General features: G+C 30.1%; 21 protein-coding genes. 9 read left to right on the plus strand and 12 right to left on the minus strand.

Annotation, left to right across the window (positions count from 1 at the left end):
• Positions 1-21 precede the first annotated feature (21 nt).
• From FH779_RS10335 to prmC, 3 genes are all read right to left on the minus strand, one after another.
• On the minus strand, positions 22-588 hold the full coding sequence (locus FH779_RS10335; protein ID WP_180904615.1) for a GNAT family N-acetyltransferase: 567 nt from the start codon (positions 586-588) through the stop codon (positions 22-24).
• Positions 589-641: 53 nt separating this feature from the next.
• Positions 642-1,169 (minus strand): hypothetical protein, encoded by a 528-nt coding sequence (locus tag FH779_RS10340; RefSeq protein WP_180904616.1) that lies wholly within the window; start codon positions 1,167-1,169, stop codon positions 642-644.
• A 122-nt stretch (positions 1,170-1,291) separates the two neighbouring features.
• Positions 1,292-2,116, minus strand: a complete 825-nt coding sequence (gene prmC / locus FH779_RS10345) for a peptide chain release factor N(5)-glutamine methyltransferase (protein ID WP_180904617.1) — start codon at positions 2,114-2,116, stop codon at positions 1,292-1,294.
• Between the two features lie 92 nt (positions 2,117-2,208).
• Here prmC and FH779_RS10350 point away from each other — a divergent pair, with 92 nt between their 5' ends.
• Complete coding sequence (locus FH779_RS10350) at positions 2,209-2,541, plus strand: DUF3060 domain-containing protein (protein WP_180904618.1); 333 nt, start codon at positions 2,209-2,211, stop codon at positions 2,539-2,541.
• Positions 2,542-2,629: 88 nt separating this feature from the next.
• Here the strand turns inward: FH779_RS10350 and FH779_RS10355 are convergent, their stop codons facing one another.
• Entirely contained in the window at positions 2,630-3,646 is a 1,017-nt protein-coding gene (locus FH779_RS10355; protein ID WP_180904619.1) for a PTS transporter subunit IIC, read from the minus strand.
• 85 nt (positions 3,647-3,731) lie between these two features.
• Between FH779_RS10355 and FH779_RS10360 the strand changes: the two genes are divergently transcribed.
• Together FH779_RS10360 and FH779_RS10365 are read left to right on the plus strand one after the other, a co-directional pair.
• Positions 3,732-4,169 carry a hypothetical protein gene (locus FH779_RS10360; RefSeq protein WP_180904620.1) on the plus strand — a complete coding sequence of 146 codons (438 nt, stop codon included), beginning with the start codon at positions 3,732-3,734 and terminating at the stop codon, positions 4,167-4,169.
• Positions 4,162-4,710 carry a hypothetical protein gene (locus FH779_RS10365; RefSeq protein WP_180904621.1) on the plus strand — a complete coding sequence of 183 codons (549 nt, stop codon included), beginning with the start codon at positions 4,162-4,164 and terminating at the stop codon, positions 4,708-4,710. The genes FH779_RS10360 and FH779_RS10365 overlap by 8 nt, the downstream gene beginning before the upstream one ends.
• Before the next feature lie 56 nt (positions 4,711-4,766).
• On the opposite strand, the gene FH779_RS10370 is transcribed toward FH779_RS10365, so the two are convergent.
• Complete coding sequence (locus FH779_RS10370; RefSeq protein ID WP_221627908.1) at positions 4,767-8,228, minus strand: methylmalonyl-CoA mutase family protein; 3,462 nt, start codon at positions 8,226-8,228, stop codon at positions 4,767-4,769.
• 182 nt (positions 8,229-8,410) lie between these two features.
• On the opposite strand from FH779_RS10370, the gene FH779_RS10375 reads away from it, so the two are divergent.
• Positions 8,411-9,313, plus strand: a complete 903-nt coding sequence (locus tag FH779_RS10375; RefSeq protein ID WP_180904622.1) for a hypothetical protein — start codon at positions 8,411-8,413, stop codon at positions 9,311-9,313.
• Between the two features lies 1 nt (position 9,314).
• On the opposite strand, the gene FH779_RS10380 is transcribed toward FH779_RS10375, so the two are convergent.
• The gene (locus tag FH779_RS10380; protein WP_180904623.1) at positions 9,315-9,992 is read right to left on the minus strand and encodes a uracil-DNA glycosylase; all 678 of its coding nucleotides are present in this window, start codon (positions 9,990-9,992) and stop codon (positions 9,315-9,317) included.
• A gap of 59 nt (positions 9,993-10,051) precedes the next feature.
• Positions 10,052-10,633, minus strand: a complete 582-nt coding sequence (locus FH779_RS10385) for an LOG family protein (RefSeq protein WP_180906842.1) — start codon at positions 10,631-10,633, stop codon at positions 10,052-10,054.
• Positions 10,634-10,762: 129 nt separating this feature from the next.
• On the opposite strand from FH779_RS10385, the gene FH779_RS10390 reads away from it, so the two are divergent.
• Together FH779_RS10390 and FH779_RS10395 are read left to right on the plus strand one after the other, a co-directional pair.
• Positions 10,763-12,910, plus strand: coding sequence for an endonuclease MutS2 (locus tag FH779_RS10390; protein ID WP_180904624.1), 2,148 nt, complete (start codon positions 10,763-10,765; stop codon positions 12,908-12,910).
• Positions 12,891-13,412, plus strand: coding sequence for a hypothetical protein (locus FH779_RS10395; protein WP_180904625.1), 522 nt, complete (start codon positions 12,891-12,893; stop codon positions 13,410-13,412). Before FH779_RS10390 ends, FH779_RS10395 begins: the two co-directional genes overlap by 20 nt.
• 46 nt (positions 13,413-13,458) lie before the next feature.
• Here the strand turns inward: FH779_RS10395 and FH779_RS10400 are convergent, their stop codons facing one another.
• Positions 13,459-14,178 (minus strand): GLPGLI family protein, encoded by a 720-nt coding sequence (locus tag FH779_RS10400; RefSeq protein ID WP_180904626.1) that lies wholly within the window; start codon positions 14,176-14,178, stop codon positions 13,459-13,461.
• A gap of 342 nt (positions 14,179-14,520) precedes the next feature.
• On the opposite strand from FH779_RS10400, the gene FH779_RS10405 reads away from it, so the two are divergent.
• The 3 genes from FH779_RS10405 to FH779_RS10415 all read left to right on the plus strand — a co-directional run bounded on the left by FH779_RS10405 (position 14,521) and on the right by FH779_RS10415 (position 15,855).
• On the plus strand, positions 14,521-15,147 hold the full coding sequence (locus FH779_RS10405) for a peroxiredoxin (RefSeq protein WP_038336698.1): 627 nt from the start codon (positions 14,521-14,523) through the stop codon (positions 15,145-15,147).
• Positions 15,148-15,305: 158 nt separating this feature from the next.
• Positions 15,306-15,623, plus strand: a complete 318-nt coding sequence (locus FH779_RS10410) for a thioredoxin family protein (protein ID WP_180904627.1) — start codon at positions 15,306-15,308, stop codon at positions 15,621-15,623.
• Complete coding sequence (locus FH779_RS10415) at positions 15,604-15,855, plus strand: DUF6952 family protein (protein ID WP_038336694.1); 252 nt, start codon at positions 15,604-15,606, stop codon at positions 15,853-15,855. The genes FH779_RS10410 and FH779_RS10415 overlap by 20 nt, the downstream gene beginning before the upstream one ends.
• Positions 15,856-15,915: 60 nt before the next feature.
• Here the strand turns inward: FH779_RS10415 and FH779_RS10420 are convergent, their stop codons facing one another.
• From FH779_RS10420 to FH779_RS10435, 4 genes are all read right to left on the minus strand, one after another.
• A complete protein-coding gene (locus tag FH779_RS10420) occupies positions 15,916-16,641 on the minus strand; it encodes a GLPGLI family protein (RefSeq protein WP_180904628.1) in 726 nt (241 codons plus the stop codon).
• Positions 16,642-16,647: 6 nt separating this feature from the next.
• Positions 16,648-17,400 (minus strand): GLPGLI family protein, encoded by a 753-nt coding sequence (locus FH779_RS10425; RefSeq protein ID WP_180904629.1) that lies wholly within the window; start codon positions 17,398-17,400, stop codon positions 16,648-16,650.
• A gap of 506 nt (positions 17,401-17,906) precedes the next feature.
• Positions 17,907-18,365: a hypothetical protein gene (locus FH779_RS10430; protein WP_180904630.1), complete on the minus strand. Its 459-nt coding sequence runs from the start codon at positions 18,363-18,365 to the stop codon at positions 17,907-17,909.
• An 18-nt stretch (positions 18,366-18,383) separates the two neighbouring features.
• Positions 18,384-19,163, minus strand: a complete 780-nt coding sequence (locus FH779_RS10435) for an HAD family hydrolase (RefSeq protein WP_180904631.1) — start codon at positions 19,161-19,163, stop codon at positions 18,384-18,386.
• Between the last annotated feature and the right edge of the window lie 41 nt (positions 19,164-19,204).

Consider the following 19,204-nt stretch of genomic DNA (forward strand, 5'->3'; position numbering starts at 1 on the left):
CTGAAAGCTCTTTTTTATTATCTATTGTTTTGGTTTGTATTGCATATGTTCATGATTTTCGTTCATCAACATTTTTTCTCCAACCACTTCAAAACCTTTTCTTTCGTACAATTTCTTTGCATTCGGGTTTGTAAAGTCAACCAATAAACCTAATGTTTTGCCTTGCTTATTTCCTATTTCATCAATCAAATAATCCAATATTTTAGAACCTATTCCTTTTCCTCTAAAATCTTCGGAAACTGCAATGGTATCAATATATATTTCACCTGCTTGTGTTTCATCTTGCGGATGAATAATTTGGTTATAATCATTTTTCAATAATTCTAAAACAGGTTTTCGAAGTTCTTCTAATTTTCCTCCATCATAAAAAGTTGTTGTTCCAGCAAATTGCTTATCATATTCTACAACAACTGTATTTTGATAACTATATTGATTTTCTTCTTGTTCAATTAATTTTTTCAAGAAGTTAACTCCTTCTTCATAATCTGTTTTTCCGATAAAATCATAAACGATTTTATCCATTGCTAACATCATCAATTTTGCAATTGATAACGCATCTGTCTTTGTTGCTTGTCTAAAATTTAACATAAAAAATAGCCTTGAGATTTCTCAAGGCTAAGTTAGCAATAATTATTTTGAAATTATTTCGCTTTTAATTTATCTAACGTATTGTTATATCCTTCTTTTGCTTTTTCTCCAGCTTCTTTCGCTTCTGCTTTCACATCTTTTGCAGCCGCATTAATATCAGCTTTTGCGTCTTTTGCAGCTGTATTAATATCTTCTTTTGCTTGATTAGCTTTTGCATCTACTTTGTCTACTGCATTATTCACTCCATCTTTTACATCTTGAGCAGCATTATTTACAGCAGCTTTTGCATCAATCCACGCTTTATTAGCATCGTCATAAGCTTTTTGCGCAGCTTCTGTTGCAGCTTTATCACCTTTCGCTTTTGCTTCATCTAAAGCTTTTTTTGCTTCATCTACTTTCGCTTTTGCATCAGTTTCTGATAATGTAGTTGTTGTAGTTGTCGTTTCTTTGATAACAGCCGTAGAGTCGTTCGCTAATGAATCTACAGTTACATTAGTTTCAGTTGTTTTTGAAGTTTCTTGTTTACAAGAAGTAGCAAATGATAATGAAGCAACTGCCACTAATACAAATAATTTTTTCATAGTTGTTTATTTAATTGTTTTAATAATAGAATCAATTCTAACAATTTTAATACCAAATTGCGAACGATTATTGAATTAAAATTAAATCTTTTCAGAAAATAAAACAAGATTTTTATAAATAATTATTGATTAGAAGCACTTAACATACGATCATTTCCAGAAATATCTTTGTGGATGATTACATTTTGATAAAATTTTTGGAATAATTGTTTTGTTTCTTCTCCCAAATATTGATTGATTTCGCAATAAATTTTTCCATTCTCTTTCAAATGATTTTTAGCAAAATCTATTACTCTTTCATAAAAAATTAAAGCATCATCATTTTCAACAAAAAGTGCCAAATGAGGTTCAAAATTTAAAACATTTTGATGCATTTCTTCTTTTTCAAGATTTCGGATATAAGGTGGATTTGAAATAATTACATCAAATTTCTGGTTTAATTGAATGTCCTCCAGTAAATTATTATGATAAAAATTTATATTAACTTTTAAAGTTTCAGCATTTAATTGTGCTATTTTCAAAGCATTTTCAGAAATATCTAATGCAGAAACTTTTGCATTTGGAAATAATTTTGCCAACGAAATAGGAATACATCCTGTTCCTGTCCCTAAATCAATCATAGAAATATCTTGATTTTGTGCATAATCATTTCTAATTAATTCGATCAATTCTTCCGTTTCAGGACGAGGAATTAATGTATTCTCATTCACAAAAAAGAAATCATTATAGAAAAAAGCTTTCCCAGTAATATGCTGTATCGGTTGACCTTTTTTTAATTGCTCTAAATCTGATAAAATTTCAGTCGTTAATTCAATTTCAACTTGGCTAGATAAATCAAGATTCAACTTATCTTCTACATAAATCATGAAAATATGAGAAGCTTCTTCTTTATCATATAGTAATTGCAATTTATCTAAAAACAATTGTTTTAGCTCAACTAAAGTCATTCTGTTAAATTTTTGTAAAGTTAGATTTTATTAATTGAAAGTGCACGATTCTTGATTTCTAAAAAGTAACCAAAAAATAAATCACAATGAAAATGAATAAATTATTATGTGCTGTTACGATGTTATTTATTAGTCACCTTTCTTTTGCGCAGATAGAAATTGATGGAAATAATAAAAAATTAACGTTAGATTGTAAGGGACAAAAAGTAGATGTTGGTGGAAGTGGACATGTGATCAATTTGAAAGGAGATTGTACCAAAGTTGAGATCATGGGAACAAATAATACAATATCTGTTAATAGATTAACTTCTGCTGAATTAGCTGGCGAAGGAAATACATTATATTATCGTAAAGCTTTATCTAAAAATGGTAAATTACCTCAAATAATTGAGGGCAATAACAATACAATTATCAAAAAGCAGTAAAAATCTTTTCATTTATTATGTCTTTAATAGTTAGAATCTCTTTCTTAATTGTATTATTAAAGAAAGGGATTCTTTATTATTTTAATATTTAACCCAACTTCATATCTCCGTCTTTTATCCAGTTTTTCTTTTTCATAAAAATGTAAATCAAATATGAAATAATTGCTGGAGCAATGATTTGTAAAATCAAAATAGAAATTAATATATATGAAGTTTCATATTTCGATTTCATAGCATTGAAGGTTCCTATTTGTCCAACCAAACCACAAGAACCCATCCCCGATTCTAAAGCTGTATTTTCCATATTGAAATAAATAATTGCAATTGGACCAATAATCGCTGAAGCCAAAGTTGGCGGAATCCAAATTTTCCAATTTCTATAAATATTAGGTACTTGTAACATACTTGTTCCTAATCCTTGTGCTAAAACACCTTTCAAACCATTATCCTTAAAACTGATTGTTGCAAATCCAATCATTTGCGCACAACAGCCTATTGTTGCAGCACCAGCGGCTAAACCATCTAACTCTAACATTAGACACAAAGCAGCTGATGAAATTGGTAAAGTCAAAACCATACCAACAATTACAGCAATTACAATTCCCATTATCAAAGGATTTGAATCGGTAGATAACATAATTATTTCTCCAATCCATTTCATCATTTGTTGAACAGAAGGACCAATGATTTGTGCTAAAATTACTCCAACCAAAACAGTAATAATCGGTGTAATGACAATATCTATACGTGTTTCGCTTGCAACCATTTTTCCTACCTCAACCGATACAATTGTCGCTATAAAAACGCCTAAAGGTCCACCTAATTGATACGCTGCAATTCCTACAACTGCTGACGAAAATAACACCAATTGAGGTGCTCGTAAACTATAGGCAATAGCCAATGCTATCGCAGGTCCTGTCGCTTGATTTGCAACTGGCCAAACAATATCAGTTAAAAAAGAAACATTTAACTCTTCACCAATGGTTTTCAAAATTGTACCAACCAATAAAGTCGCAAATAAACCATAAGCCATTGCGCCCATTGCATCGATAAAATATCGTTTTGCAGAAATTTGTATATCTTTTTTGAGTAGGAAATCTTTCATGAATTAATTATTCTAGTACAAAGATGAAATAAAATGTTGTATTTATTTTTATTATATTTAATAACTAATCAACTACCTAAGAAAAATGAAAATCAACATATATTTAACATTATCAATATTCTTAACTATAATTTCTTGTCAAAAAGAAGATAAAATTTCCGCAAATTTAGATTCTCCTCAAAGGATTATAACTACTCAAGTAAAAGATACTATTAAATCGTTAAACATTTTTTATTCAAATAAAAACAATAATATATTAAGAGTTTTTGTTCCAAATAAAAATCAAACTAATTCATATTTTTATTCAGATACTGCAATCGTTTTGAAAATTGAATCTATTTCAAGTTCTAACAAACGAAAATTAGTTGATTTATTACATTTAGATTGGACATATTTAACAATCGATAGCGCAAGTATTAATGTAAAAACTTTTCAGAATAAACCTTTTTTATTTTTTTCAGCTAAAACTGATTATATGGGTAGAGCAGTCAATATAAAATCTGTCTATTTTTTGGATGATTAACACGAAAAACATAAAAGAGAATTATAAGCTCACCTACACTGGTTACTTATCTCCTATTTGTGATGAATGTATCAAAGGTGATTTTGAAAAAAATAATCTCCCTAAAGAAATAGAAAATAGTTTATTAGATTTTGCCAAAACTTCAAGTTTAATATTAAAAAAAACGAATAAAAAAGAAGATACTTATAAAGATTATGAAGATAAATGGCAAATGGATAATAATCTAGATGGACATTTCGGAGCAGGAAATCTTGAACCACTACATAAAATTTATTCAACTTATTACAAAGAGAATTTATTTAAAATTGGAGGTGGTTCTTCTACAAAAATTGAGAATGATGATTATATTATTAATTCTTATTTTAGAGGTAATTTGATTGGATATGATAAAAATAAAAAAGTATACTTTCCAATTCTTGTCGAAAGCTGTAGTTATTCATGCGATAAAAAAATTGAGTTTGTAAATTCAAATACAATCAAAATAGAATACGAAGATTCAACTGAATATGAAATTGATTTATCAAAAATAATATTCAAATAAAAAAACCTCCGCCAAAATTTAGCGAAGGTTTTTACAATATTAAAAAATTATATTTCTTACATATTTCTACGATACTGCCCACCTACTTCGAACAAGGCAGAAGTAATTTGCCCTAACGAACAAACTTTGGTAGCTTCCATCAAAACTTCAAAAATATTTTGGTTGTTAACAGCTGCTTGTTGCGCATCTTCCAATGCACTTTCAGCTTGTTGTTCATTAATTTTATTCAAATTTTCTTTAGTGTGAATTTGGAATTGTTTTTCTTCCTCTGTCGCACGAATTACCTCCGCAGGCACCACGGTTGGCGAACCTTTTGAACTTAAGAACGTATTTACACCAATAATTGGGAACGTTCCGTTGTGTTTCAATGTTTCGTAATACAATGATTCTTCCTGAATTTTAGAACGTTGATACATCGTTTCCATTGCTCCTAAAACACCTCCACGCTCTGTAATACGATCAAATTCTTGTAAAACTGCTTCTTCAACTAAATCTGTTAATTCTTCTATTATAAACGAACCTTGAATTGGATTTTCGTTCTTTGCCAAACCTAATTCTTTGTTGATAATCAACTGAATAGCCATTGCACGACGAACCGATTCTTCTGTTGGCGTTGTAATTGCTTCATCATACGCATTGGTGTGCAATGAGTTACAGTTGTCGTAAATTGCATATAAAGCTTGCAAAGTTGTACGAATATCATTGAAATCAATTTCTTGTGCGTGTAACGAACGACCCGAAGTTTGAATATGGTATTTTAACATTTGCGCTCGTTCATTAGCTCCGTATTTATTTTTCAAGGCTTTTGCCCAAATTTTACGTGCCACACGACCAATTACCGAATATTCTGGATCGATACCATTCGAGAAGAAAAACGATAAGTTTGGCCCAAACGCATTGATATCCATTCCGCGAGATAAATAATACTCAACATACGTAAAGCCGTTTGCTAATGTAAACGCTAACTGCGTAATAGGATTCGCTCCTGCTTCTGCAATATGGTAACCCGAAATAGAAACCGAATAGAAATTACGTACATTTTGATTGATGAAATACTCTTGCACATCCCCCATTAAACGCAACGCAAATTCAGTTGAGAAAATACACGTATTTTGTGCTTGATCTTCTTTTAAAATATCTGCCTGAACCGTTCCACGAACTTGAGCTAACGTATTTTTCTTAATTTCAGCATACACATCCGCAGGTAAAACTTGATCTCCCGTTACACCTAAAAGCATCAATCCTAAACCATCATTTCCTTCTGGTAAATCGCCATTATAACGAGGTCTTTCCAAACCTTTATCTTCATAAATAGCTTTGATTTTTGCTTCAATTTCAGCTTCTAAACCATTTTCTTTGATGTATTTCTCACAATTTTGATCAATCGCGGCATTCATAAAGAAACCTAACAACATAGGTGCTGGTCCATTAATCGTCATCGAAACCGAAGTTGCTGGATGCGATAAATCGAAACCAGAATATAATTTCTTCGCATCATCTAAACAACAAATCGAAACTCCGGCATTACCGATTTTTCCGTAAATATCAGGACGATGACCAGGATCATTTCCATACAATGTTACCGAATCAAACGCTGTAGACAAACGCTTTGCAGGCATTCCTTTCGATACATAATGGAAACGACGATTGGTTCTTTCCGGACCACCTTCACCAGCAAACATACGCGTTGGATCTTCGCCTTCACGTTTGAAAGGATATAATCCTGAAGTAAATGGAAACTCTCCCGGTACATTTTCTTGTAAAACCCAACGTAAAATATCGCCCCAAGCTTCGTACTTTGGCAACGCAATTTTTGGAATTTGTAAGTGTGATAAAGACTCAGAATGTGTCTGAATTTTAATTTCTTTATCACGCACTTTAAATGTATAAACTGGATTTTTATATTTATTTACCTTTTCATCCCAAGTCGTAATTACTTCCCAGTTGAAAGGATCTAAATTCATTTTTAATTTATCAAATTCAGCTAAAAGAACTTTAACCAAATCAGCATTATCAGTTCCAGAAATATCAATCCCGTGTTGAGAAATCGTTGGCGTTTTTCCAGAAAGTGTTTCAATTGTTTTAAAGAAACCATATAGTTTTTGAGCAACATCTCTCTGCGCATTTGCACGCACATCATATCCACGATTATTCTCTGAAATCTCAGACAAATAGCGCGTTCTTGAAGGTGGAATAACAAAAATCTTTTCAGACATTTCTTTTGTAATTTGAAAAGATGATTTCAAATCGGCACCTGTTTTTTCAACAACTTTATCAATGATTGATTTGTATAATTGATTGGTTCCTGGATCGTTAAATTGAGAAGCAATTGTACCAAAAACTGGCATTTCATCAGGATTTACATCCCACAAATTATGATTACGTTGATATTGTTTTTTTACATCGCGCAACGCATCTAAAGCACCACGTTTATCGAATTTGTTAATCGCAACAATGTCAGCGAAATCTAACATATCAATCTTTTCCAATTGCGTTGCAGCACCAAATTCCGGTGTCATAATGTACAATGAAGCATCAGAATGATCTAAAATTTCGGTATCTGACTGACCAATTCCAGAAGTTTCTAAAATAATCAAATCATATTTCGCTGCTTTCAACACCTGAATTGCTTCCTCTACATATTTAGATAACGCTAAATTTGATTGACGAGTAGCCAACGAACGCATATAAACACGAGGATTGTTGATAGAATTCATACGAATACGATCGCCTAACAAAGCGCCACCTGTTTTCTTTTTTGATGGATCAACAGAAACCAAGGCAATTGATTTTTCAGGAAAATCAATCAAGAAACGACGAACTAATTCATCAACCATCGACGATTTTCCTGCTCCACCTGTTCCCGTAATTCCTAAAACTGGTGCAGATTTATCAGCTACTTTATCGAAATCAAATGCTTTTAAAAAGTCTTCTTCACGATTTTCAGCCAACGAAATTAATCGCGCAATCGTCGTGATGTCTTTATCTTCTAATGATTGATACACATCTTTTCCTTCTGGTAATTCTAATGCCCCTGTCGGAAAATCTGCTTTCTCTACCATATCATTAATCATTCCTTGCAAACCTAATTCTCTACCATCATCAGGAGAGTATAAACGTGTAATTCCATAATCCATCAATTCTTTAATCTCTGACGGCAAAATTACACCTCCACCTCCACCTACAATGCGGATGTGACCTGCTCCTTTTTCTTGAAGCAAATCGTACATATATTTGAAATATTCGTTGTGCCCTCCTTGGTAAGATGTCATTGCAATTGCATTTGCATCTTCCTGAATCGCTGTATTTACAACATCTTCAACAGATTTATCGTGACCTAAATGGATTACCTCGCAACCCGTTGCCTGAATGATACGGCGCATAATATTGATCGACGCATCGTGCCCATCAAACAAAGCCGCTGCGGTTACAATTCGCACTTTATTTTTGGGAGTGTATACTTCTTGTATTGGATGTACAAACTTTTCTTTCTTTTCTTCTTGAGTAATTTGTGACATTTATTTGTGATTTTGATTTTTATGACTCTTGCTAAGATAACATAAATTTCAATGTTTTTAGTACAGATGAAATTATCATATTCAGTAAAATATTGAAGTTTTATTAATAAATCACCATAGTTTATATTGATTTATTTACAATATATTATTAACTTTAAAGAGAACTATTTAGAATTCTACTTATGAATACTTATTCTCTAAAAAATCTATCAGACCTGTCAAGACTAGATGAACAAATGATTATTTTATGGAATAAAAAGTTCAATTTGTTTAACGAAGATAAGATTGATAAAAATTCACTATTTAATCATGATCACTTAAAAAAATTAATTATTATTTCTTTTTTAAGTGAATCAAACAAAAAAAATACAGTAGAAAATTTAAGTGTAAAATCACTTTCTGAAATACAAGTTTTATCCGAATTTGAAATTCAAAATTATATCCAGAAATACAAAAGTTATGAACCAATTATTGAGTTATTAATCTGTTCTTGTTTTTCATATGATACACGTTTTTTTGACACAATTCTTACACTTTGTTTCAATAAAATTGGAATCGAAAAATGTTGTATAGATATAGTTTTCCCTTTTTTAAGTAAAATGTCTATCATTCTAGAAAAGTATACTATTCAAGAATCGGTTATTTCTTTTTCTAAAAATCTAATTAGAAAACATCTTTTTTATTTGATTAAATCAATTCCATATTCAGATCAAAATTCTCGTAAATGGCTTTTATTTTTACCTGAAAAAGAAAATGAAGATTTAGAATTAATTTATACTTATCTTCTTTTAAAAATTAATAACGAAAAAGGAATTTATTTAGGCGAAAATCAAAGTTTAAATTCTATTTTAGAATGTATTGAAAATACTCAAATTACACATATTTTTATTTATATCTCTAAAAACTATGACTCTTCTTCTCTTGAAATTTATCTCGAATCAATCAAGAAAAATCTTCCAAACATTACCATTTTTGTGGCAACATATGCTGTTCTAAAAGATAAAATAACCGAAAAAGTTCCGTATATAAATGTAAACAATCCAACAGCTTTTAATTCTTATTTACAAAAAATTATGACGATGTAAATTATTTGTTTTTGATTTCCCAATTTATAGGTTGTAAGTTCTTACTTTTCAAAAAATCATTTGTTTTCGAAAAAGGTTTACTCCCCCAAAAACCTCTGTAAGCTCCTAATGGAGAAGGATGAGCAGATTCTATTACAAAGTGTTTATTTCGGTCAATTTTTGCTCCTTTTTTTTGAGCATAAGCTCCCCAAAGTATAAAAACAAGGTTTTCTTTTTGATCAGAAAGCTTCTGTATTACAGCATCTGTAAATATTTCCCAACCTTTTTTCTGGTGCGAACCTGCCTTAGAAGCTTCAACCGTCAAAGTTGCATTTAATAATAATACACCTTGTTTAGCCCATGTTTCCAAATTTCCTGAAGTCGAAACTCCTATTCCTAAATCATCATTTAACTCTTTATAAATATTCTGCAAACTTGGAGGTAATTTAATTCCATCGGCAACCGAAAAAGACAAACCATTTGCTTGTCCAATCCCATGATAAGGATCTTGACCAATTAAAACAACTTTAACATCATTAAAAGGTGTATAATCAAATGCAGAAAATATTTTGGATGCGGGGGGATATATTGTTTTTGTTTTGTACTCATTTCGTACAAAATCTGTCAATATTTTAAAGTAATCTTTTTCAAATTCATCCTTTAAAACTTCTTTCCAAGAAGCATCTAATTTCACATCCATATTATTCTTTTATGGAAACAAAATTATTCTTTTTATACTTGCTGGAGTAATTTTTCAAACTAAATCTGAGATTCATTTATCCATTTACCAACTGTAGGAGCTTTATAATTTTTTAATTTCTCAAATAAAAGATCTAGATTATCACTAACAATTAGCATATCATAATTTTCTTGTTTCAGAAAACCTTTGGTAACCATACTTTTAATAAAAAGTAAAAGATCATCAAAAAAACCATCTATATTGTAAATAGCAATTGGTTTTTTATGTAATCCTAATTGAGCCCATGTCAACATTTCGAAAAACTCTTCAAGTGTACCAAAACCTCCAGGTAAAGTTATAACACCATCAGAAAGTTCATTCATTTTCGCCTTACGTTCATGCATAGAATCTACTAAAATAAGTTCACTTAATCCTTTATACTCAACTTCAACTTTCTTCAAAAAGTTTGGTAAAACTCCAATAGCTACACCTCTATTTTCTAAAACTGAATCTGCTATTACGCCCATTAACCCTACATTAGCTCCACCATAAACAAGTTCAATTTTATTTTCTGCTAATTTTTGACCTAATTTATATGCTTCTTCTTTAAAAATCTTATTTGAGCCATTACTCGACCCACAAAATACTGTTAATCTCTTCATTCCATAAATATAAAAATCAATATCCATCAAAATATAAATTATAGATTTAATAAATTATTAAATCTATATGTAAATAGTATTATCTGTCATTTATTTCTAACTAAAGAATTTATCCGTAATTTTGCGTTAATGCAAATATCAGAACAAACTTTAAAAGATTTAGAATTTAATGCGGTTCAGAAAGAAATCGCTGAATTTGCTTATACAGAAAAGGTTGAAGCGTTTATTTTTAACTTAAAACCTTACCAAGATCATCAACTTTTAGTACAAGATCTACAAACGACAAACGAATATTTAACAAGTTTCGAGACGGGAAATCGTTTTCCGTTTTCAGAATATTATATTTTAGATGAAAATTTAAGCCGATTAGAAATCGAAAACTATTATTTGCCTGCAGAAGAATTCTTCAAAATCAAGGCAAATACGCTTCAAGTGAAAGAAATCTTGAAATATTTGACAGCTTTCAACGAATATGCACCTGTTTTGTTTGAAAAAGCTTCAACGATTACTTACGAAAAAAATATCGTAAAATTAATCGATCAAGTATTCAATAAATTTGGAGAAATCAAAGACGACGCAAGCCCAGAGCTGAAAATTGTGCGCGATCGTTTGCGTCATTTAAATGGCCGAATTACCGAATTATTCAATAAATCAATGTCTTATCATTCGGATTATTTGGATGACATTCGCGAATCTGTCGTTGGAAATCGTCGCGTTTTAGCTGTTAAATCAGCTTTGAGAAAACGTGTGAAAGGACAATTTTTAGGTACTTCAAAAACTGGATCGATTACGTTTATTGAGCCAGAAAGTGTACAAAATCCTCGTCGCGAATGGGAAGAATTGAAAGAAGAAGAAAAACATTTGGTTATTCAGATTTTGTTAGATTTAACTGCTCAAATTGCGGAATACAAACCAAAACTTGAAGAATATCAAACATTTTTAGAGTACATCGATTTTACACAAGCGAAAGCAAATTATGCTTTTTTGATTAATGGAATTTTACCTCAACTTTCTGAGAATCGAATTATCAAATTAGTCGATGCTTATCATCCTGTTTTATTTTTAAACAATAAAAGAAAAGCTCAAAAAACGATTCCGCAGAGTTTAGAAATTAACGAAGATTGTCGTATTATCATTATTTCTGGTCCAAATGCTGGAGGAAAATCAATTACGTTAAAAACGATTGGTTTACTTCAAATTATGATTCAGAGTGGTGTTTTAGTTCCTGTAAAAGATGAAAGTCAATTTGGATTTTTTAATCAAATTTTTACAGATATTGGAGATAATCAATCCATTGAAAATCATTTATCAACCTACAGTTATCGTCTAAAACAAATGTCGTATTTTTTGAAAAATGCTGATGATAAAACATTGTTGTTAGTTGATGAATTTGGTACAGGTTCTGATCCTGAATTAGGTGGAGCTTTGGCGGAAGTTTTCTTTGAAGAGTTTTATGAACGCAATTCTTTCGGTGTTTTTACAACGCATTATACAAATATCAAATTGAGCGCAGAAAGTTTGCCAGAAGCGATAAATGCTTGTATGTTGTTTGATAAAAAAACATTGGAACCACTTTACCGTTTGGAAATTGGACAAGCCGGAAGTTCGTTTACTTTTGAAGTTGCAGAGAAAAATAAAATTCCGTTTCGTTTGATTAATCGCGCAAAGAAAAAAGTTGAAAGTGAAAAAGTGAGTTTGGATAAAACTATATTAAAACTTCAACAAGAGAAATTTGAAATTCAGAAAACAAAAGATCATGTTGAAGAGTTGCGCGAAACGAATATTGAACATAATGAAAAATTAGAGCAAACGAACGAAAAAATTCAACAAAAACTATATGATTTTCAGCAATTATATGATCGTGAACAAAAACGTTTGAAACTTGGTGAACGTATTTCAGACATGGCGGATTCTTACTTGAAAACGAAAAATAAAAAACAAATGATTTCGAATTTCTTGAAATTAATTGAAATGGAAAATTCGAAAAAAACGAAAGAAGTTCAACAATTAAAGAAAATCGAAAAAATTGTAGAGAAAGAAGTTAAGCGTGAATTAAAAGAAAATTCTGAAACAATTTCTCAACAAAAACATGTGATCGAAAAGAAAGAAAAAGCAGCTACGCAAAAGAAAATTGATGCGTTAAAAGTTGGTGATCGCGTCAAAATTCATGGTTCGTCGAGTGTTGGAACAATTGATAAAATAAAAAAGGAAATTGTTTTTGTAAATTATGGTTTATTTACAACTCAAATCAATGTTAATGAAGTCTATAAAATCTAATATGATCAATCAAAAAATAATAACGTTCCTCCTATTCCTTGTTTTTTCTAATTTAGGTTTTGCACAAACAAATCAAAATTGGAATTGGTTAATCGGAAATTGGGAAGGCGTTGGTAATGGAAAGCCAGGAGAAGGAAAAGGCGTTTTTTCTTTTGAATACCAATTGGATCAAAATGTAATTGTTAGAAAAAGTCATTCCGAATATCCTTCGCGAGATTCTAAAAAAATGACAATTCATGATGATTTATTGGTTGTTTATTTAGATGAAAATAAAAATTTATCGAAAGCCATTTATTTTGATAACGAAGGTCATGTTATCAATTATTCGATTACTTATACCGAAAAAACAATTACATTTCTGAGTGAAACAAAACCCAATCAACCAACATTTAGATTGATATACTCGCTACTAGAAAATAAAGAAGTTAATACAGCTTTTGAAATTTCGATGGATGGAAAAAATTTCAATACATATATAGAAGGAAAAAGTAAAAAAATATAAAACGAAAAAGGTTAGTGAATTCACTAACCTTTTTCGTTTTAATATCTTAATCTTTCTCTACGCCTTGATTTATTATTCCTCCAGATTTTCCCATCGATTTCTCAATCTCCTTATCATATTCTTCCTTGGTTATTTTCTTCGATTTATTTGGCAATTCTATTTTACCTGCATATGGTTTTACATCAATTGCCGTAAAACTAACATTTGTATCCATATCACTTGTAAATGGTAATTTGAATTTAATTTTTAAAATTAGACCTGGTAATCCATTAAAACGAGAAGGTCCATCTCGAAAAGGCAAATCTGGCGCATACCACGCTTCTACTGTCTGTGTTAGATTTGTATATGTTGCTTTTCTGACTTTGTTACCTAAAATTGTTGACTCTTCTTTACTTAACACCCAAGGAAAGGTCTGGATAGAATCTTTGATGAATAGTTTAGGTTTCATTTTATTGTTCTCATACAATTCTTTCGAGTTAAAATCTTTATAAATATTAGAACTAACATTGCTTAATAATCCTACAGAAATTCCACGACCTTGTTCATTATTTATACGTTCAATCTCCGTAAAGTTAGAATTTGTAGCATTTACAAATAACTCAAAATAATATCGTTTATTTTCTGAATTGACAAGCATTTCTTCCATTCTAGCTGATGTTTGTTTTATATTATTTCTATCAAATTCTTGACGAACTTCATATTCTACACGAACAGCATCTTGGGCAAATCCAATTATTGGAAGTATTAAAAATAAATATTTTAGCATTTTATAGTGTTTATTATTCTACTAATATAGAAATAAAATTTAATTCATTTTAAATAATCATCAACATAAGCAATATCATTCTTTAAGGTAAATAATCTTCGTAAATTAGCGTAGAGATAAGATAAAAAGGTTTGTTGTATTGAATTTCAATAGAATATTAACTCAATAATTATTATTAATCATATATCATAAATATAATTTATAGTTTAATCTATATTTGAAATTGAAAATATATGGACAGTTTAAAATATCAGTCTAAATTTGCATCAGTAAAAGAGATAAAAACTGTAACAAGTTTTATCAAATCGAGAAGTAAAAAACAAAATATAAAAAATTAAAATTATGTCATTAGTAGGAAAAAAAGCGCCTTTATTCACAGCGCCAGCAGTAATTGATGGAGACGAAATCGTAGAAAACTTTTCAATGCCAATCGGAGAAAAAAACATCGTTTTATTCTTCTATCCAAAAGATTTTACATTTGTTTGTCCAACAGAATTACACGCATTCCAAGCTAAATTAGCTGAATTCGAAAAAAGAGATGCTGTTGTAATTGCTGCTTCTTGTGATTCAGAAGAAACACACTTAGCATGGTTAAACACTGCTAAAGATAACGGAGGTATCGAAGGTGTTACTTACCCAATCGTTGCTGACTTAGCAAAAACTATCGCTATGGATTACGGAGTTTTGGCTGGTGAGTATGTTTACAATGAAGAAAATGATTCTTTAAAATTTGAAGGAGCTCCAGTTGCTTACCGTGGTACTTTCATCATCGACAAAAATGGTGTTGTTCGTCACGAAACAATCAACGATTTACCATTAGGACGTAACATCGATGAGTATGTACGTTTATTAGACGCTATTTTACACGTTGAGAAATATGGTGAAGTTTGTCCAGCAAACTGGGAAGAAGGAAAAGATGCAATGAACGCTACTAAAGATGGTGTAGCTTCTTACTTAGCTTCTCACTAAAAATAACTTGAAAATCTTTTGATTTTCAAAATTCACGAAGAGGCTGTCTAAAAAATTTGACAGGAGATTTTAACGGATTAATTTTCAATAAAAATCACTAAGCTCAACACTTAGACAGCCTTTTTTATACCCAATTTTTAACCATAAAAATTAATAAAATGTTTGCAGAATTAGAACAAGATAACTTAGCACAAGTAGTTGCTGATAACAATATAGTAATTGTACAATATGGTGCTGGATGGTGTGGAAACTGCCGTTTAGTAAAACCAAAATTCAAAAAATTAGCGGCTGAATATGAAGGTCAAGCTGAGTTTTTATATGTTGATGCTGAGAAATTAGTAGAATCAAGAAAATTAGCTGATGTTCCTAACTTACCAACTTTCGCGGTATTTAAAGGAGGACAAAATGTAGGACAAGTAACTGCGTCTAAAATTGATGCTGTAAAAGAATTGATCAATGAAGCTGCCGGTATTTAAAAATTTAGCAAAAAATGTTTCTATTGAAGCAATGGAAACAGCTTTAGAAGTTTTGGAAGTTTATGCTGATTCTCCAGCTGTAAAAGAGCCAGAACAAGAAGTGATTGGTGAAATGATTTCTAACATTTGTGGAGCTATGGAAATGAAGCAAATGATGGAAGAAGAAGGTTTGGATGAGCGTACTGCTGCCAATACTTTTATGCAACGCGTAATGGGTTCGATTGATAAATAATTTTATCAATTAGTTCATATAAAAGAAAAGGATTTCAATTGAAATCCTTTTTTGTTTAGGTTAATTTTTATCTACTCCTTGATATTCATTCGAACTTTGTTGGTTATAATCAGCTTTCAGCTTTTCAAATTCTGCTTTAGAAATTTCCTTAGCCTTGAATAATTTCTTAAATTCTAAATGATCTTTTGTTGTAACAGAAGTTGCTTTCAAAGAATAAGATGGATCAATAATTCCATTTCGAATAGATTCTACTTTTAATACCAAACCTGGAAGATTAATAAATTCTTTTGGACCAAAACGTTTGGGTAAACTTGGTGCGTACCAAATAATTGATTTGTTATTATCATCATATTTTACAACTGCTTGTTTAACATCAAAACCCAAATAAGTAGATTTTTCTTGTGTTAATTCGTATTTATAATGTGTAGAAATGGTATCACTTACAAGGTATTTTTTATTCTCTATCATCCATTCTTGTTTCATTTTATTTTGATTGAAATCTTGCTCAAAATTATACGAAAAAATACCATACATCGTAACCGATGCCTTACCTTGAGAATTATTAATTTTCTCAATCTTAGAAAAAACACTTTTTCCTTTTTCTATTTGTAGCACATAATTTTTTGGAACAGAAAGTGCTTTTATAAAATCATCATCCAATTTTTCTTCCTTCCCATCTTTTCCTATTATTCGTGGAATAGAAACTTCTTCGTATTCAATCTCTAGAGCTTCTTGCGCTTGAATTAAACTACAAAAAAAACCAATGAAAATTACTAAATATTTCATTCAAAATTATTTTTTGTCCACTCCTATCGAAAAAGATTCTCTCATTTTTTGACGAGATTCATCTTGCAATTTTTTAAACTCTTCTTGTGTTATTTCTTCACCTTTTATAGGTTTAGTTTTAGACATTTTCTTAGGGTTTAAGGTAATTTTATCCGCTTCATAAGTCATAATCGAACCTAATTTACCACCCGTTTCGCTCACCGTTTTCAGAATCAAACCAGGCAATCCATTCACTTGATTTGGCCCTGCATCAATCTTAATATCTGGCGCAAACCAAGCTGCTATTTGTTTACCTTTATCATTACCAATAGCTTTTTTTACTTTGTGACCCAAAATCGTATCTTCAATATCTGTAATTTTCCATTCATAATCTTTATATGGCGTAACCACAATAAAACTTTGTTTATCTAAAACGACTTCTTGACGAAACGCTTTCTTACTTGTTTCATTAATCAGATCTTTATATTCTCCTCCAATATTAATTGAAAAAGCCCCCATAGAGCTACCATTTTGATCATTATTTATAGTTTCTATTTTTTTGTAAATGGACTGATGATCACTATATTCTAATTGATAATAAATATTTGGAGACCCACCAATTTTTATTGTACCTCCTCCTTTTTGTGCTTGCTCTCTTTCAAACTCCTTTATTTTTTCTTCATCATGCTTTATATCGTATTTATAATCGACAATAAACTTTTCTTGCCCAAAACCAAAATTCGAAAAAAGTAAAAATCCAGCTAGTAATAATTGTTTCATTATGTTGTAGTTTATAATTAATACTCTAAAATAATTTTTATTTTTCAATTCTACAATAATAGAACATATAATTAACACAACATTGGGAAAAGAAAAAAATTCAACTAAATGGTTGAACTTTTATATAACTCCTAGTAAATACTTATACTCCCAATTCCAAATAAGTGATATAATTAAGAATTAAATTTAGTTTCCTTGATAAATCATTCCGCTCAAAATGAAAAACGATTAAATAAATATCAATCTTTTTATATTATAGGTTTAACAAATCATCTTTCCTTTTATCTCCTAAAATAATATCATATCTTACATTAATACCTGTTGTTCATTTGGATAATTTTAGCAATTAAACCGTCAATTCGAGTGAAATTCTGTAAGAATTTTGTATCGAGAATAAGGTTTTAGAAGATAAAATTCTATTCTCGATACAATTTTTATTCATTTCATTTCTAAAAATCACTCGAATTGACGAATTTTAATTCAAAATGCACAACAGGTACATTAATTTATTTCTCTATAAATGGATCTTCTAACAATTGTAAGTTTTGTGTTAAATAATATAGCAATTGTTCTCTATCTAAATAGTAATCAAATAAAATCCCTATACGTAAATTACTCTTCAAAAGTAAAAAAAAATTAGACTGTACTTTACCAAAACGATCTTTAGTGTAATGAATAAAATAACCTGAAATTTCGTGATTATAGATTTTTTGCTTCTTAAAACCAAACCTACTAATTAACTCGAAATAATTATGGTAGATATTAATTTTATAAATTTTTTCAAAAATCAAAAAATAAAATAATATCATAATAGATATTGGTAATGAGATAAATAGTTTAATGAAAAAATTTTCTCCTTTAAGTTCTAAAAGAAAATATACACCAGCCCCTAATAAAGCAATAATAATTAAAATTGCCAGTAATATACTGGCTAAATTAAATTTGGTTATGTAAATTGGTTTCATTGTAGATTTTATAGCTTTCTAAATTATCTCAAAGTGTTTCAGCGCATTCCATATTCCGTGATTATCCGCAGAAGTTGTATAATAATCAGCGGCTTCACGAACATTCTCCTTCGCATCGCCCATTGCTACACCAATTTTGCAGCCTTTCAACATACTAATATCGTTACCGCCATCGCCAAAAGCCATTGTTTTAGATAAATCCAAATTATCGCGCTCAGCCATTCGTTCTATTCCACGCATTTTACTAATATCTTTCGGATTTATATCGGCGAAATATTCTATCCAACGTGTTCCTACACTGTTTGTCAACACATTTTTCATCAAATAATCTTCTTGTTCTTCATTCACAAAAAAGTTCATTTGCATGATATTATCTTTCGGTAAAGTTCGAGGATCAACCACTTCTGGAACTTCCATTCCAAAATATGCAAACGATTTTTCTACATTTTCATTCACACGATTAATACTAAACGCTTCTTTGGTCATATACGAAAATGAAAAAGGATTTTCATCATCATATTGCAACAAAGCCTCTATATCATTAGGATTGATATAATCTACAAAAATCGATTGTCGATTTTCATCCGAGCACATTCCACCATTATTATTGATATAACCATCAAAACCGTAATCAAAAATATGTTCGGGCATATCCACCATATTTCGTCCAGTTGCGATGTATATTTTTTTATTTTTTTGTTTTAATAATTTCAACGCTTCAATTGTAGAATCACTGATTTCGTGGTTTTCAAAACCTTGTAATGTTCCGTCAAAATCGAAGAAAAAAGAATCTATCATACTTTAGTTTTATCTTTTACAAAATTAAAAAAGCAACCTTT

Source organism: Empedobacter falsenii (assembly GCF_013488205.1).
Lineage (GTDB): Bacteria > Bacteroidota > Bacteroidia > Flavobacteriales > Weeksellaceae > Empedobacter > Empedobacter falsenii_C.

Bases quoted from the DNA above. Each gene is read 5' to 3' on its own strand.
- FH779_RS10335 (WP_180904615.1), bottom strand. From the start codon at position 588: ATGTTAAATTTTAGACAAGCAACAAAGACAGATGCGTTATCAATTGCA.
- FH779_RS10340 (WP_180904616.1), bottom strand. From the start codon at position 1,169: ATGAAAAAATTATTTGTATTAGTGGCAGTTGCTTCATTATCATTTGCT.
- prmC (WP_180904617.1), bottom strand. From the start codon at position 2,116: ATGACTTTAGTTGAGCTAAAACAATTGTTTTTAGATAAATTGCAATTA.
- FH779_RS10350 (WP_180904618.1), top strand. From the start codon at position 2,209: ATGAATAAATTATTATGTGCTGTTACGATGTTATTTATTAGTCACCTT.
- FH779_RS10355 (WP_180904619.1), bottom strand. From the start codon at position 3,646: ATGAAAGATTTCCTACTCAAAAAAGATATACAAATTTCTGCAAAACGA.
- FH779_RS10360 (WP_180904620.1), top strand. From the start codon at position 3,732: ATGAAAATCAACATATATTTAACATTATCAATATTCTTAACTATAATT.
- FH779_RS10365 (WP_180904621.1), top strand. From the start codon at position 4,162: ATGATTAACACGAAAAACATAAAAGAGAATTATAAGCTCACCTACACT.
- FH779_RS10370 (WP_221627908.1), bottom strand. From the start codon at position 8,228: ATGTCACAAATTACTCAAGAAGAAAAGAAAGAAAAGTTTGTACATCCA.
- FH779_RS10375 (WP_180904622.1), top strand. From the start codon at position 8,411: ATGAATACTTATTCTCTAAAAAATCTATCAGACCTGTCAAGACTAGAT.
- FH779_RS10380 (WP_180904623.1), bottom strand. From the start codon at position 9,992: ATGGATGTGAAATTAGATGCTTCTTGGAAAGAAGTTTTAAAGGATGAA.
- FH779_RS10385 (WP_180906842.1), bottom strand. From the start codon at position 10,633: ATGAAGAGATTAACAGTATTTTGTGGGTCGAGTAATGGCTCAAATAAG.
- FH779_RS10390 (WP_180904624.1), top strand. From the start codon at position 10,763: ATGCAAATATCAGAACAAACTTTAAAAGATTTAGAATTTAATGCGGTT.
- FH779_RS10395 (WP_180904625.1), top strand. From the start codon at position 12,891: ATGAAGTCTATAAAATCTAATATGATCAATCAAAAAATAATAACGTTC.
- FH779_RS10400 (WP_180904626.1), bottom strand. From the start codon at position 14,178: ATGCTAAAATATTTATTTTTAATACTTCCAATAATTGGATTTGCCCAA.
- FH779_RS10405 (WP_038336698.1), top strand. From the start codon at position 14,521: ATGTCATTAGTAGGAAAAAAAGCGCCTTTATTCACAGCGCCAGCAGTA.
- FH779_RS10410 (WP_180904627.1), top strand. From the start codon at position 15,306: ATGTTTGCAGAATTAGAACAAGATAACTTAGCACAAGTAGTTGCTGAT.
- FH779_RS10415 (WP_038336694.1), top strand. From the start codon at position 15,604: ATGAAGCTGCCGGTATTTAAAAATTTAGCAAAAAATGTTTCTATTGAA.
- FH779_RS10420 (WP_180904628.1), bottom strand. From the start codon at position 16,641: ATGAAATATTTAGTAATTTTCATTGGTTTTTTTTGTAGTTTAATTCAA.
- FH779_RS10425 (WP_180904629.1), bottom strand. From the start codon at position 17,400: ATGAAACAATTATTACTAGCTGGATTTTTACTTTTTTCGAATTTTGGT.
- FH779_RS10430 (WP_180904630.1), bottom strand. From the start codon at position 18,365: ATGAAACCAATTTACATAACCAAATTTAATTTAGCCAGTATATTACTG.
- FH779_RS10435 (WP_180904631.1), bottom strand. From the start codon at position 19,163: ATGATAGATTCTTTTTTCTTCGATTTTGACGGAACATTACAAGGTTTT.